Source organism: Jutongia huaianensis (genome assembly GCF_014384985.1).
Lineage (GTDB): Bacteria > Bacillota > Clostridia > Lachnospirales > Lachnospiraceae > Jutongia > Jutongia huaianensis.
This window is the reverse complement of sequence record NZ_JACRSX010000010.1, coordinates 71136-86776: the sequence shown is the minus strand read 5'-3', so window position 1 is coordinate 86776 and position 15641 is coordinate 71136. Positions and strand designations below refer to the sequence as shown.

Genomic DNA, 15641 nt, shown 5'->3' with positions numbered 1-15641 from the left:
CTTTTTTTTCATTTTCATATATACTGGTACAGATGAAAGAACAACGGAGGATTTTTATTATGATCTTACAATGCAATCATATCAACAAGTCTTTTGATGGCAATACCATCCTTGATGATATCTCTTTTCACATAAATGAACAGGAAAAAACAGCCATCGTCGGAATCAACGGCTCCGGCAAATCTACCCTGTTAAAAATACTCATGGGCGAATACGAAGCAGATAGCGGCGAGATCATCATACAGAAGGATGCCGTGATCGGATATCTGGCGCAAAATCAGGACATTGATTCCGCCAAATCTATTCTGGAAGAGATGCAGGATGCCAAAAAGGACGTCATCGCTTTAGAACAGGAACTCAATGATACCACAGAGCTGATGAACCACGCCGAAGGTGCGGAGCTGGAAAAACTGATCCAAAAGGCAGACAATCTTCGCCATCGTTTTGAACTTGCCGGAGGATACACCTACCACAGTGAGCTGATCGGCGTCCTGAAAGGTCTTGGTTTTACCGAGGAGGAGTTTTCCAAACCGGTTTCTGCCCTTTCCGGCGGTGAACGCACCCGTGTAGCTCTCGGTAAAATGCTTCTCACCTCACCGGATCTGATCATTTTGGATGAGCCGACCAACCATCTGGATATGAAAGCAATCCACTGGCTGGAGAATTATCTGTCCGGCTACCGTGGTGCCGTGATCATCGTGGCACATGACCGGTATTTTCTGGATAAGATCGTTACAAAGGTAGTGGAGATCCGCCAGCATAAGGCAACCGTTTATCAGGGCAACTACAGCCAGTTTTCCGAGAAGAAACAGGCAATGTTAGATACCCAGATGAAGCAGTATATGAACCAGCAGGCGGAAATCAAACATCAGGAAGCAGTCATTGCCAAATTAAAATCCTTTAACCGGGAAAAATCCATCAAGCGTGCGGAAAGCCGCGAGAAACAGTTAGATAAAATAGAACGTCTGGAAAAGCCGGTAGAAGAAAATACCCGTATGAACCTGCTGTTCTCTCCAAGGATCCAGAGTGGTAATGATGTCCTTTCAATCGAGCACTTAAGCAAATCTTTTGACACCGAGACCCTTTTTACGGACATCAGTTTCGATTTAAAGCGCGGGGAACGTGTTGCCATCATTGGCGATAACGGCTCCGGCAAAACGACGATCCTGAAGATCATCAACAATCTGGTAGATGCTGATGGCGGTACCGTCCGGCTCGGAACAAATGTAGACATCGGCTACTACGATCAGGCACATCAGGTACTCCACGGAGAAAAAACGATCTTTGAAGAGCTGCAGGATGATTACCCGACTATGACCAATACAGAGATCCGCAATATCCTTGCCGCATTTCTTTTTACGGAGGATGATGTTTTCAAACAGATTTCCAAACTCAGCGGCGGTGAACGCGGACGTGTTTCCCTTGCCAAGCTGATGCTCTCTGATGCCAATTTTCTGATCCTGGACGAGCCGACCAACCACCTGGATATTGATTCCAAAGAAATTCTGGAACGCGCAGTCAACCATTTCGAAGGGACTGTTTTATATGTTTCCCACGACCGGTATTTTATTAACCGTACCGCAACCCGTATCCTGGATCTGACCCAGAAGCAGCTTGTTAATTACATCGGTAATTATGATTATTACCTTGAGAAAAAGGAAGCCAACGAACTGGCACAACTGACCGCCCCGGTCATCGACACAGCCGGCCAGCCGGCGGATACTGCCTCCGACTCTAAACTTACCTGGCAGCAACAGAAGGAGGAACAGGCACGTCTTCGCAAAAAACAGAACGCACTGAATAAGGTCGAAAAAGAAATTGCAGAACTGGAAGAAAAAAACGAGTCTCTGGGAGAACAGTTATCCGATCCCAAAAATGGGACAGATATCGCACTTCTCCAGAAACTCGCATCCGAAAAGGAAGCCAATGACGAGCGCCTCCTTGTCCTTATGGAAGAATGGGAAAATCTCGCAGAGAATTAAATAAACTCTGCGATTCTCCCCGGAATGGTGATCACCGGATCTCCACTCCGGGATAAGATTTTGCCTTTCTTCTTTTTTTATTTTCATACATTTTATCATCTGCAATTCTCAAATAATTTTCTACGGTCCGTTTTCCATCCGGCACTCCCATATAATATCCAAGACTTGCACCAATCTTATATGGTTTGTTTAAGGATTCATTGGCACTGTCAATAAACTCCTGAAAACGCTTTATATACATCTCCACCTTTTCATCGGAATAATTTTTACCAATCACCACATACTCATCACCACCGGAACGGATACAGATTTCCCGATCCTTTGCCGCATACATCATGGCATTGGCAATCGTGGTAATGCAGACATCTCCTTCCTCATGGCCATACTGGTCATTGACCTGCTTCAAGCCATCCATATCAATCTCCATAATCATAAACTGTTCGTTATTACGGACACAGTCCTCACACATCTTTTCACCGAACTTCTCCAGACCACGGCGGTTATACAGACCCGTCAGGGTATCTCTGATATAAAGACGCTCTAACTCCTCTGCCACCAGATGAAGCCGCTGTTTCATACGGAAGTTTTCCAGCGCACTGTCCAGATGAATAAACCATGATTTGATGTTGACATTAGATACCAGATCATAATCAATCTGCAAAACTACATATCCCATATAATACTGCAGATAATGAAGCGGTATGATATAAACCGGATCATCGTCTTTCACAAACACTCCGGGTATCAACTGACACGCTGGGAATCTCTGTGGCTCCAGAATACGGGATTTATAGATTCCCATGACCATATCTATCATACACATGCTCTTACCATAGGACATCCCCGGTAACGGAAGCTGCTGCTCCCAATGGTCCGCCAGGCACAGAGTAAAACTCTTAAAACCGGTCTCCCGAAGTACATACTTCTGAAGACACTGTGTAAACTCTTCCAGATCCTTTGCATTGGCAAGCATCGTAACCATGGCTGATGCAGCTGTCTCCAGATATAATACCTTATCAAGCTCTGTACTGAGCTTTGTGGCATACTGACCACCCTCATCGCCTCCGTTTGCACCACAGCCACAGGACTGGCGAAACACAATCTCCTCCGGCAGATATGTATCACAGGGAACCTCTTCTCCATTCCAGATCCGTTCCAGAATATCAATGGCCGTCTCTCCCATCTGACGCATCGGCTGACGGATCGTCGTAATGGACGGTTCACAAAAACGTCCCTCTGTCACATCATCATAACCGGACACCATAATCTGCTCCGGCACCTTGATCCCATGCATTTTCAATGCACTGATCACTGAAATTGCCATATAATCATTGGCACAGACAATCGCCTCCGGAAGCTCCTTTCCGGAAGAAAGAATCTCCTCTACAATCCCCTGACCACAGTTTTTCCAAAAATTTCCCCAATGGATCCGTTCCTTCTCCACCGGCAGACCATTCTGCTCCAGGACCTCTTTATAAATATCCAGCCGGAACATAGAATGCGGATTGTCCTGGGGACCGGTTACAAGATCTACCTTCGTGCAATGATGCTTTTCGATGAAATGACGGATCATTTCCGCAAAAGCCTCTCTATCATCTACATAGATGTTGTGTACATTATCAAGCTCTATTTCCATAGGAGTCCGAAAATTAATAACGGGACAATCATAACGATTTTTGATCAGATTATTGATCTCTGCATACTGCGATCTTGCAAATGCATCATATAAGAGCAGTACACCATCTGCCGCATCAGGATCTGCCAGACGAAAAACACTCCGCTCTCCCTCATCATATCGAATATTGGTTGCTTCCTCGATGCCTATATTACTATTATCTCCAAAGCAGGTAAAAAACAGCAGACGATATCCTCGTTCTTTCCCCACTCTCTCGATGGAATGACGCAATTCCGAAATATACTCTGCATATACCTGTGGAAGATATACCACAATATTTTTTCTCTTTTTGGTATCAGTCATTTCTTTCTATCCCTTCCCAAACAAAAGCTTTCGTATAAAAAGAATTATATATCTTTTGTTTTACAATGTCAACGAATCTGCCGTATTTCTGCTATGATACAGGCATTTACTTTTCTGCTGCCAACGGGTACAATATAAATATATTGCAATAAAATTTCAGGATGTTTTACCCTGACATAATTTGTCCATCTATACCATTTTGGGGACAGATTCAGGAAAGGAATGGTGATGATTATGAATAGTATCTACGATAAACTTATGAAATGCTATGATTGTTTTCAAAAGAAGATCAATTTCACTCCGGAAATCGCTCTGGTTCTGGGTTCCGGCCTCGGAAATTATGCTTCCAAAATAAAGATTGAAGCAACCCTGGATTATCACGATATCGACGGTTTCCCGGTTTCTACCGTACCCGGTCATCAGGGACGGTATATTTTCGGTTATGTGGAGAATGTTCCCGTGGTCTGTATGCAGGGGCGTGTTCACTATTATGAAGGCTATCCCATCAGCGATGTAGTGCTTCCGATCCGACTGATGAAATTAATGGGTGCAAAGGTTCTTTTTCTGACCAATGCCGCCGGAGGGATTAACAAAAACTTTCACGCCGGAAATTTTATGCTGATCCGGGATCAGATCTCCAGCTTTGTCCCTTCCCCACTGATCGGACCAAATATTGACGAGCTTGGAGTTCGTTTTCCTGATATGAGTGATATCTATGATCAGAAGCTCCGCCATGTGATCCGCCGTACAGCCGGTCATCTGGAAATCCCATTGCATGAGGGAGTATATATCCAGCTTACCGGACCAAACTATGAATCTCCGGCAGAGGTACAGATGTGCAAGGCTCTCGGTGCCGATGCCGTTGGTATGAGCACCGCCTGCGAAGCAGTGGCTGCAAACCATATGGGTATGCAGATCTGTGGTATTTCATGCATTTCCAATCTCGCCTGTGGCATTTCTGAGCAGCCTCTGAATCACGCTGAAGTGCAGGAAATGGCAGACAAGGCTGCACCTCTTTTTGAAAAGCTTGTCACCGGGTGTATCATTGATATCTCAGCTTCACTCAATAAGAAATAACATAAAAGTAAACATTTTGTCATATTCGATACCGATAATGAATTAACAGAGAGAAGGTGCCTTATGGAAAAACAATCAAACAATATACGAATCCACCATGCCCGTATCCTTTCCATGACAAAGGACACATCAGATGGATCTTCAGAGCTTCCTGTCATACATGGCGAGATCCATATCTGTAATGACAAGATCACTTATGTGGGAGATCCCCGATTCGCTCCTTCTGCAGACTGGGATCGGGAAATTGATGCAGATGGCAATATTATTATGCCCGGCTTTAAAAATGCACATACCCACTCCGGCATGACCTTTCTGCGCTCCTACGCTGACGATCTTCCGCTTCAGAACTGGCTCTATGATAAGGTGTTTCCTCTGGAAGCCCTGCTGACATCGGAAGATATCTATTGGTGCTCCCGCCTCGCGATCATGGAGTACCTGACCAGCGGCATCACTGCTAATTTTGATATGTACCAAAAAACGGACGCTATTGTCAGGGCCTCTGTGGATTCCTGCTACCGGACCGTTCTCTGTGGAAGCGTCAACAATTTTGTAAGCAGTGTAGAGGAACTGGAACAAAATTATCTCCGGTATAATAACTATGATCCATTGATCTCTTCCCAGCTTGGATTTCACGCAGAATATACTACAAGTGAGGAGCTCCTCCATGGGATTGCAGATCTAAGTCACAAATATAAAGCTCCCGTGTATACACACAATTCAGAAACAGCAGATGAGGTTTCCGACTGCGTCAAACGCACCGGTTATACACCAACGGTTTACATGGAGCGTCTGGGACTCCTGGATCATGGCGGAGGCGGCTTTCATTGTGTTCATATGACCGAAGAGGATCTGGATATTTATAAAGAAAAGGGCTTATGGGCTGTCACAAACCCATCCTCAAATCTCAAGCTTGCCAGCGGAATTGCCCCACTGACCCATATGCTTGACAAAGGAATCTCTCTGGCGATCGGTACTGATGGTCCTGCCAGCAATAACTGTCTGGATATGTTCCGGGAGATGTTTTTGACCACAGCTTTACAAAAGGTCACAGAGCAGAACGCTTCTGCCATGGATGCCAATATCGTACTTCGTATGGCAGCATCAAACGGAGCCCCGGCAATGTGTCTGCCGGACTGTGACTGCCTTGCTCCCGGCAAACAGGCAGATCTCATCATGCTGGATATTCACCAGCCAAATATGCAGCCGGTAAACGATGTATCGAAAAACATCGTTTACAGCGGCAGCAAGCAAAATGTTTTAATGACTATGATTGCCGGCAATATTTTGTATGAAAATGGCATATACAAAATAGGCGAAGATCCTGAACGGATCTCCGCCAAAGTAAACGAAACTATCCACCGTATCTCCCGGTCATAACATTCGATTTTTTTTGAATATAACAAAAAGCACAACACAGATCAATACCGTGGCAACCGAAATAATTGAAAAAGCATGTGCTGTCTGTGCCAGCGGAACGCTTACATTCATACCGAAAAAACCGGATATGATCGTTGGCACAGCCATCACCAATGTAATGGCTGTCAGATACTTCATGACATTATTCAGCCGGTTATCGATCACTGAAGACAAAAGTTCTCTGGTTCCATTGATAATATCACGATAAATACCTGTCATCTCGATCGCCTGCTGGTTCTCCACGATAATATCATCCAAAAGCTCTTTATCCTCCGGATACTGCTCCAATCTCTTATATCGTGTCAGTCGATCCAGAACCACTGCATTTGCCCTCAGGGAGGTTGCAAAGTATACAAGTGTGGACTCCAATGCGTGAAGATCGATCAGATCGATATCCTCGGTATCTCCATCAATTCGTTCCTCAATCTCTGTTCTCTTTTTGTCAATGATCCGCAGTGCACTCTGATATAACGTGGCAATCCGGAACAATATCTGATATACAAAACGAAGTCTTTTCTTGGTACTAAACTCCTTAACTCTCCCCAGGACAAAGGACTGCAGCACCGGTGTATCTTCCGTGCAGACTGTAATAATCGCGTCCTGTGTCAATATAATACCCAGAGGAATTGTGGTATATGCTTCCTTATCCATACGGATCTCCGTCGTTGGAATATCCACCAAGATCAGCGTATAGCCATCCTCCAGTTCGATACGGGAGCTCTCCTCTTCATCCAACGCCGCCAGCAGATCTGAAATATCTACATCAAGCTTTCTGGCATATTCCTCGCCCTCTCCCTCCGAAGGATTGACCATCTGCACCCAGACTCCCTCTGTCAATTCATCCTCTTCGTGGATTTTTCTATCATCTGTACGATATATCTTAACCAATCCAATCACACCAATCTATAGTTTCTATCAAACCCCATATACAAGTCAAATTATCTGTATAAACAGTATAACATTTTTCTTTCATATTCGACAACCCTCAACTTACGGGAAAACAAATGCTTTACATACTTTTTACGTCCCTTGTCAAAACAAAGGAATTCCCTGTTTGGGCAGTTCCTCCTTGATCTTCTCTAACATCCGGTAACGGACATCCCAGTAATGCTCTGTCGCAACCCACGCCTTTGCCTGAAGCTTTACTCTGCCCGGATTTAGTTTATCAATATTTACGCTCCGGGCACGGTCCTGACAGATCTGCATGTCCTGTTCCATCAACTCAAGAATAATCTCCCGCACCTTGGAAATATCAGCATCATACCCCACCATAAAATCAAGGATCAAAAGCCGGTAATCCTCCTGGGATGTATTAATAATATTTCCATTTGACAACGTACCATTCGGTATCACGACCACTTTATTGTCCGTAGTAACGATCCGGGTATAAAAAATATCAATATTGCGCACTGTGCCCTCTACACCGGTTGCCACAATATAATCTCCCACCCGGAACGGTTTCATCAAAAGGATCAGGATTCCACCTGCAAGATTTGACAGACTTCCCTGCAGAGCAAGACCTACTGCCAGACCTGCGGAACCAATGATCGCCACAATGGAGCTGGTGCCAACTCCCAGAATCCCTGCAACACAAAAAATCAACAGAATATATAGCACCACATTGCCAAGAGACATGATAAACTTGTGCACACTGACTTCTACGCCGCCCCGTTCCATCCATCGGTTCAGCAGCTTCAAAAGCAGGGAGATCACTTTTCTGCCGATCAGAAAAACGATCAGCGCGATCAGCAGTGTCTTACCAAAATTCATCAGAGGTTCTCTCTGTGCCATAAGATATTCCAGTAAAAAACTGGTCTTTTCCTCTGCCGAAGCACTGGAATTCATTTGTTCCACGACCTCCTGCACATCCGCCGGTACCGGACTTTCCGTGGGAACCGGCGTTCCTGTAGCCGCCGTGGCAGCAAGCATCATAAAGCCTCTTGTTAAAATCTGTCCTGTCATATCTGTCATCACATCTTTCTATTGTTCTAACCCGTTATTTCTCTATATACTTAAATACACTGATTCCCAACGGTGGAACCTCGATTGAAATGGAATACTCTCTTCCATCCCAGGAAACAGCTTTGGCGCACTTTTGTCTCGGATTTCCATGACCGGAACCACCAAACACCTCTGCATCGCTGTTAAATATTTCCTTATACTTGCCGGCATGTGGCACTCCTACTTTAAAGTTCTCATACAAAACCGGAGTAAAATTGCATATCACAAGAAGACTTTCCTGCTTTTCCTCACTGTACCGCATAAATGTAATAATGCTGTGATCTGCATCCATACTGCTCAGCCACTCAAAGCCGTCCTCCTTATTATCCATCTCGTATAAAGCCGGATGTGCCTGATAAAATGCGTTTAATTCCGCCACATAATGCTGCAATTTCTGATGCTCCGTATCCTCTGCCTCATTCCATGGCAGGCTTTCCTTTTCATTCCACTCTGTGGTCTGTCCAAATTCCTGTCCCATAAAAAGAAGTTTTTTGCCGGGATGCATCATCATAAATCCATATGCTGCCCTTAAATTAGCAAATTTCTGATCTTCATCTCCCGGCATTTTGGCATACATGGAACCTTTCAGATGAACCACCTCATCATGGGACAATACCAGAATAAAGCTTTCACTGTACGCATAGATCATACTGAATGTAAGCATTCCATGACGTCCCTTTCGGAATAACGGATCTGTCTGCATATAGGAAATGAAATCATTCATCCATCCCATATTCCACTTCAGATCAAATCCAAGTCCGTCATCAGCCGGATTAGCCGTCACCTTTGGCCATGCCGTGGACTCCTCTGCGATCAGCCATGCTCCCGGACATTCCTTGTGGAATATTTCACTGAGATTTTTTAACATCTCAATGGCCTCCAGATTTTCATTGCTGCCGTACATATTTGCAACCCATTCGCCGTCCTTTTTGCCATAATCCAGATAAAGCATAGAAGCCACCGCATCCATACGAATTCCATCTGCATGATATCTTTTTACCCAGAATAAGGCATTCGCGATCAGAAAATTAACTACCTGAGGCCTGCCATAATTATAGATCAATGTTCCCCAGTGAGGATGTTCCCCCTGTCTCGGATCCATATGCTCATACAGACATGTCCCATCAAATCTCGCCAGTCCATTCTCATCCTTTGGAAAATGAGCCGGTACCCAGTCCAGGATCACACCGATTCCGTGGCGATGCATATAATCCATAAAATACATGAAATCCTCCGGAGATCCATATCTTGATGTGACCGCATAATAATCTGTCACCTGATATCCCCAGGATTCATCTAACGGATGCTCCATTACAGGCATCAGCTCCACATGGGTATAATGCATCTTTTTCACATAATCAGCCAAAAGAGGAGCTAACTCTCTGTAATTATAAAACTCCTGGTCACAGGTTACATTTTCCGGAGAACTGCAATCCTTTTTCATCCATGATCCTAAATGTACTTCATAAATCGAAACCGGTTCTTTGTCAATTTTTTTTAATTTACGATCTTCCAGCCATTTATCGTCCTTCCATTTGAAGTCCGTCGTATTGCAGACAATACTTGCATTGGCCGGTCTCTGCTCGCAGCATGTGCCATAAGGATCTGTTTTTAATAATAATGTCTTATAATTGACCTTAATTTCATACTTATATACCGCTCCCTGATCCACACCCGGAATAAACAAAGCAAATACGCCACTGTCTCCCAGCCGGCTCATCTGATGGATCCGTCCGTCCCAATGGTTAAAGTCACCCACAACACTGACTCTCATGGCATTTGGTGCCCATACAGCAAAATGCGTGCCATATACGCCATTCTTTCCGGCAGAACGTACATCCCACTCCGGTTCTGCCTGACTGCCACATCCATAGACAGCCATGGTATGCGCTCCCAGATAGTCATAAACAGAATAATGAATTCCGTTACTGAAACGGTTTAATTCGTTGCTTCCTAAAAGCTCTGTATAAAGATAAGGATCTTCCACCTCTACACTGTCCCCATTTTCGTACACCACTTCAAAAACATAGGGAATCAATTTCTTTTCCTGTAATATCCCTGCAAAAAAACCGGCATCATCTGCCTGTTCCATAACAATCGTTTTCCCTGACTTCTTCAACTTCAAAGAAACTTGCTTTGCATCCGGCTGAAAGGTCTGTACCAGAAATCCACCTCTGATCTTGTGTGCTCCCAACAGCCTTTCCGGATGATCCTCCTCTGAATAAACGATTCCCTCTATGCCTGCCCAATCCATCAAATCATATAATTTTTTATTCATTCTTATCTCCTCCCTCCAGATACCACGGTTTGTCCTTATGCTCCTCTGCATAAAGCATATCTTCCGGATCTATACCGGCATCGTCTGAAGTAACTTCTTCCTCCTCCGGAGTATATTGAATCAATATTTTTTCCATGATCAAAGAGATCAATAACATATATGCCGACGGCATGATCAGCAAGATCACCGGTAGAAATTTCCAGCCCATCATAATCAATGTCGCAAGTCCCAAGGTCAAAACCAGCATATAAACAGTCTCTCCACCATGATGAATGGAAATGAGCACCGCATTTTGTATCGTTCCTTTTGCATTGACCGTAAAACGGGACAATACAGCAAAAGCATATATCATCATTGCCAGTGTAAAAAGGAAACCGGCCATCGCAAGACCAATAACAGCCGCTGATAAACTGCCATGTCCATGAACCAGCAGCCGGAACGTCAATACCGCAAACACTCCCTCCACAACTGCCAATATCACCCATACTCCGGTTGCTGTCTTAAAATTCACGACAAAGCTATGTTTATATTCCTGCCATACCTTTCCCCTGTCTCTCCGGATCACCTTTACGCAGGTATAATACATAGCAGTCCATGCTGCACCAATGGTAAAAACAGGGATACAGCTTATCAGAAAAATCACATTCAGTATGATCATATCAATAAATTTTGACATATATACTACTGGTTTGCTTTCAAAAAATCGTTTCATAAAAAACCCCTAAATCTAAATCTCATGTATAAATAATCCGCTGCGAAGCTTTGGCTCAAACCATGTGGATTTTGGCGGCATTAAAAGACCGGCATCAGCCACCGCAAACAGCTCTGCAATCGAAGTCGGATACATAGCAAATGCCACCTTCATATCTGTCTGTGTGCGCTTCTCCAGCTCCTCCAGTCCACGAATGCCTCCGACAAAATCAATCCTGTCATCCGTACGGGGATCGTGAATTCCCAGCACCGGTTCCAGCAGATACTCCTGCAGCAGCGAAACATCCAGAGATTTCACGGCATCTGACTCAGTAAGCATCGCCTCTGATGCTTCCAAAAGATACCACTGTCCCTCCAGATACATTGTAAACTGTCCCTTATGCTGTGGAGACTGTGCATTCTCTCCGAGCACAGAAACGTGAAAAATCTCCTCTGTCTTTTTCAGGAAATCCTCAGTTGTAAGACCATTGAGATCACGAACTACTCTGTTGTAATCCATGATCATCAACTGATCGTCCGGGAATAAAACAGACAGAAAATAATTAAACTCCTCTGTACCGTCATATCCCGGATGCTCCTGTCGTCTCTTCAGGCCTACCTTCACTGCCGAAGCAGCCCGGTGATGACCATCTGCAATATAAATATCATCAATGGATGCAAACGTATCCTGTATCCTCTTTACCTGATCCTGTGCTGAAATTTTCCATACGGTATGAGAAATTCCATCTACTGCGGTAAAATCATACAGAGGTGCTTCCTGTTCCATAACAGAGGCAACCACCTGATTGATCTCTTCTTTGGAACGGTATGCCAAAAAGATCGGACCTGTCTGGGCACTCAGGGTATCCACATGGCGAATACGATCCTGCTCCTTTTCTTCCCGCGTATTTTCATGTTTTTTAATTACATTTTCCAGATAATCATCCACGGAAGCACATGCCACAATACCAGTCTGTGCTCTTCCATTCATTGTCAAACGATAAATATAGTATGCCTTATCGTGATCCGATACATAAACACCATCCTTCTCCATTTCCTTCAGAAGCTCGGTCGCTTTCTGATATACACATGGATCATATGTATCAACCTCATCCGGGAACTGAGTCTCCGCTCTGTCAATCTTCAAAAAAGAAAGAGGCTCTCTCTGTACTTCTTTTTTGGCCTCCTGACGATTATATACATCATAGGGAAGAGCTGCCACTCTGTCTGCAAGTTCCTCCACCGGTCTTACTGCCATAAACGGTTTTATCTGTGCCATAGTGTCTTAACAATCCTCCTATAAATATTACATCAATTATATCAGAAAATGCTATGAAATCCTATCCCCTTTCACAAAAAATGTGCTATACTCTAAGGAATATACACGCATAACATAATTCACAAGGAGATCTTTATATGTTTTCATTAGAAACCGAACGCCTGGTGATCCGGGAAATGACCCAAAACGACTTCGATGCTTATTTTCGCATCTGCCATCAACCGGAAGTCCATCCATATGTTCCTCATATTTCTGATAACCGTGACATAGAATATGGCCGCTTTGTCTCTTACATCCAGATGGTTTACAGTTTCTACGGCTTTGGTTTATGGGGTATTTTTTTGAAGGAACAGGACATTCTGATCGGACAGGCAGGAATTGAAAGCCAGATTGTTGATGAAAACGGAGAAATTATGCTGTCCTATTTTCTGGGCAACAACTTCCGCTCCATGGGTTACGCACAGGAAGCTTGCGGAAAAATTCTGGAATATGCACGGGAGGAGCTGGAATTCGACCGTATTGTCGCTGTCATTACTCCGGATAATCTGCCTTCCATCCGCTTAGCCGTCTCTCTTGGATTTCGACGCGCCAAAGAAACAGTTTATCAGGAAAAAACGGGAGATCTGTATGTATGGCAGGAACATCCGGCATCTTAGCACCTGTACACAGAATAACAGGACCGCCGGTGTCTGATCACTGACAGCCCTGTTATTTTTTCAGGCATATATTTCCACCATTATCTCATGTTCGTATTTTTTGTATGATTCTTTTTATTGTTCGTTGTCTTGTTATTTTTCTTATTTCCGGTATTGTTATTTGTATCATTGGTATCATCATCGCCATCCAAAGCATCTGCTGCATCATCCACAGCATCCTCTGTGCCATCGATCACATCATCCACGGCATCTTCTGCCCCATCCACAGCATCATCGACACCGTCTTCCAGATCATCCACAACGCCATCATCCCCATCCGGAGAATATTGCGGATCCTTAGTATTCAGGTTTCTGTCATCCTCCACGGACGGAGAAGCAGTTGACTGATCTGTTACAGAATTGTTGTTTGTACCACATCCCACCAGACAACCTGCAGCCAGTGTCATTACAGTTCCCAATATCAATACTTTCTTTCTCATATCAACACCATACCTTTCCTTTTCATTGTTCTGTACTATTATTTCACGCCCCAATGAAAATATACATCTTTCTGACAAAAACTTCCCACATCGAATATCAGAATAAGCCCATAATACTTGAAATGTCCGGGGACTGTGATCTGAAAATTGTCTTGTCACCCTACGGTTTTCGAAAAGTCTTTGCTTTGCAATGTTTCGATAATTTCACATTATTTATTTTTATGAATATATTTATCGTAAACCACTGTCTACATGAGGGCTGATATGAATCATCTGTTAGAAGTCAAAAATCTCTCCTATGCCTATCATACACTGCAGGGAGAAACGCTGGTTCTGGATCGGGTAAGCTTTTCCATTGAACCCGGAGAATTTGTGGCAATCGTGGGACCCAGCGGCTGCGGTAAATCCACACTTCTTTCCCTGATCTGCCGGCTTCTGCAGCCCGATCAGGGGACGATTCTGCTGCAGGAAAACAAGAAAACCGGATACATGCTGCAAAAAGACCATCTTCTGGAATGGCGTACGACACATAAGAACATTGCACTGGGACCGGAAATTACTCATCAAACGGCCGACGGACTGCCTCAGAAAATTGATAATATGTTAAAAAAATATCAGTTAGATGGTTTCCGTAACGCCAAACCAAACCAGCTTTCCGGCGGTATGCGACAAAGAGCTGCTCTGATCCGGACACTGATGCTGGAGCCGGATCTGCTTCTCCTGGATGAGCCCTTTTCCGCTCTGGATTATCAGACACGACTTTCCGTCTCCGATGATGTCTGGGCAATCCTGAAAAAAGAAAACAAAACGGCTCTTCTGATCACTCACGACATTTCGGAAGCCATCAGTATGGCAGACCGCATTATCATCTTATCTTCCCGGCCTGCCACCGTCAAAAAAGAAATCACGCTGCAATTAAGCTGTCCGGGAGAACGAACTCCATTTCTTGCCCGGAGTTCTCCGGAATTTAAAGATTATTTCAATCTGGTATGGAAGGAGCTGAATAATAATGAGTGATCTGCAACAGCAGTTTTTGAGAAAAGCCGCCCGGCAAAAAAGAAAAATTCTCTTTCTGCGTATTTTATTTTTTGTTATTTTCATTGCTATTTGGGAAATTGCCACAAGGCTGGAATGGATGGATTCGTTTATTTTCAGCAGTCCGTCAAGAATTATTTTATGTTTTGTGGAGATGGCAAAAAGCCACACGATCTTTTATCATATCGGTGTGACTCTGGGAGAAACCTTTTTAAGTTTTTTTCTGGTGATCGTCATCGGCATTTTACTTGCCATCCTGCTTTGGTGGAACGAAACCATTGCCAAAGTATTAGAGCCCTATCTGGTTGTCCTGAACAGCCTGCCCAAAACAGCGTTGGCTCCTGTTTTTATTGTATGGCTGGGCAATAATATGAAAACCATCATTGTCGCCGCAGTCAGTGTTGCTGTTTTCAGCACCACCATCACACTCTATAACACATTTTTGGAAATGGATCCGGGAAAGATTAAAATGATACAGACTCTGGGGGGATCCAAAAAAGATATTCTCTGTAAATTAATACTCCCCGGCAATATTCCCGCCATTATCAGTGCCATGAAGGTCGATATCGGCCTGACTCTGGTGGGTGTTATCATCGGGGAGTTTGTCGCTGCCAAAGCAGGACTGGGTTATTTAATTATTTACGGCAGTCAGGTGTTTAAACTTGACTACGTTCTTCTTTCCATTGTTATCCTGTGCCTGATCTCTACGGGACTATATCTTTTTATTTCCTTTCTGGAAAAATATTATCAAAGGCACTACTCTGTATAAC

General features: G+C 44.1%; 12 protein-coding genes and 1 pseudogene. 6 read left to right on the top strand and 7 right to left on the bottom strand.

Annotated elements, in window-relative coordinates; all coding sequences use genetic code 11:
* Positions 1-59: 59 nt before the first annotated feature.
* Positions 60-1982, top strand: coding sequence for an ABC-F family ATP-binding cassette domain-containing protein (locus tag H8704_RS08530; RefSeq protein ID WP_249297967.1), 1923 nt, complete (start codon positions 60-62; stop codon positions 1980-1982).
* A 31-nt stretch (positions 1983-2013) separates the two neighbouring features.
* On the opposite strand, the gene H8704_RS08525 is transcribed toward H8704_RS08530, so the two are convergent.
* A complete protein-coding gene (locus H8704_RS08525) occupies positions 2014-3960 on the bottom strand; it encodes a diguanylate cyclase (RefSeq protein WP_249297966.1) in 1947 nt (648 codons plus the stop codon).
* Between the two features lie 228 nt (positions 3961-4188).
* Here H8704_RS08525 and H8704_RS08520 point away from each other — a divergent pair, with 228 nt between their 5' ends.
* Both H8704_RS08520 and H8704_RS08515 read left to right on the top strand, forming a co-directional pair.
* Positions 4189-5037: a purine-nucleoside phosphorylase gene (locus tag H8704_RS08520; RefSeq protein ID WP_249297965.1), complete on the top strand. Its 849-nt coding sequence runs from the start codon at positions 4189-4191 to the stop codon at positions 5035-5037.
* A 63-nt stretch (positions 5038-5100) separates the two neighbouring features.
* The gene (locus tag H8704_RS08515; RefSeq protein ID WP_330605901.1) at positions 5101-6414 is read left to right on the top strand and encodes an amidohydrolase; all 1314 of its coding nucleotides are present in this window, start codon (positions 5101-5103) and stop codon (positions 6412-6414) included.
* Here the strand turns inward: H8704_RS08515 and H8704_RS08510 are convergent.
* From H8704_RS08510 to H8704_RS08490, 5 genes and pseudogenes are all read right to left on the bottom strand, one after another.
* Entirely contained in the window at positions 6409-7341 is a 933-nt protein-coding gene (locus H8704_RS08510; RefSeq protein WP_118676595.1) for a magnesium transporter CorA family protein, read from the bottom strand. The two genes, H8704_RS08515 and H8704_RS08510, sit on opposite strands and share 6 nt — an antisense overlap.
* Positions 7342-7485: 144 nt before the next feature.
* The gene (locus tag H8704_RS08505; RefSeq protein WP_249297964.1) at positions 7486-8424 is read right to left on the bottom strand and encodes a mechanosensitive ion channel family protein; all 939 of its coding nucleotides are present in this window, start codon (positions 8422-8424) and stop codon (positions 7486-7488) included.
* A gap of 43 nt (positions 8425-8467) precedes the next feature.
* Positions 8468-10732 (bottom strand): annotated as a pseudogene (glgB, locus tag H8704_RS08500) (1,4-alpha-glucan branching protein GlgB); the annotation flags it as partial.
* Positions 10725-11444 (bottom strand): YesL family protein, encoded by a 720-nt coding sequence (locus tag H8704_RS08495; RefSeq protein WP_249297963.1) that lies wholly within the window; start codon positions 11442-11444, stop codon positions 10725-10727. The gene H8704_RS08495 and the pseudogene glgB, both read right to left, overlap by 8 nt.
* Positions 11445-11459: 15 nt before the next feature.
* Positions 11460-12701 (bottom strand): DUF1015 domain-containing protein, encoded by a 1242-nt coding sequence (locus tag H8704_RS08490; protein WP_249297962.1) that lies wholly within the window; start codon positions 12699-12701, stop codon positions 11460-11462.
* Positions 12702-12838: 137 nt separating this feature from the next.
* Here H8704_RS08490 and H8704_RS08485 point away from each other — a divergent pair, with 137 nt between their 5' ends.
* Positions 12839-13357, top strand: coding sequence for a GNAT family N-acetyltransferase (locus H8704_RS08485; RefSeq protein WP_249297961.1), 519 nt, complete (start codon positions 12839-12841; stop codon positions 13355-13357).
* A gap of 80 nt (positions 13358-13437) precedes the next feature.
* Here H8704_RS08485 and H8704_RS08480 read toward each other — a convergent pair whose 3' ends face one another.
* Positions 13438-13836: a hypothetical protein gene (locus tag H8704_RS08480; protein ID WP_249297960.1), complete on the bottom strand. Its 399-nt coding sequence runs from the start codon at positions 13834-13836 to the stop codon at positions 13438-13440.
* A 264-nt stretch (positions 13837-14100) separates the two neighbouring features.
* Between H8704_RS08480 and H8704_RS08475 the strand changes: the two genes are divergently transcribed.
* Both H8704_RS08475 and H8704_RS08470 read left to right on the top strand, forming a co-directional pair.
* Positions 14101-14853, top strand: a complete 753-nt coding sequence (locus tag H8704_RS08475) for an ABC transporter ATP-binding protein (RefSeq protein WP_022464366.1) — start codon at positions 14101-14103, stop codon at positions 14851-14853.
* Positions 14846-15640 carry an ABC transporter permease gene (locus H8704_RS08470; protein ID WP_022464367.1) on the top strand — a complete coding sequence of 265 codons (795 nt, stop codon included), beginning with the start codon at positions 14846-14848 and terminating at the stop codon, positions 15638-15640. The genes H8704_RS08475 and H8704_RS08470 overlap by 8 nt, the downstream gene beginning before the upstream one ends.
* The last annotated feature ends 1 nt before the right edge of the window (position 15641 follow it).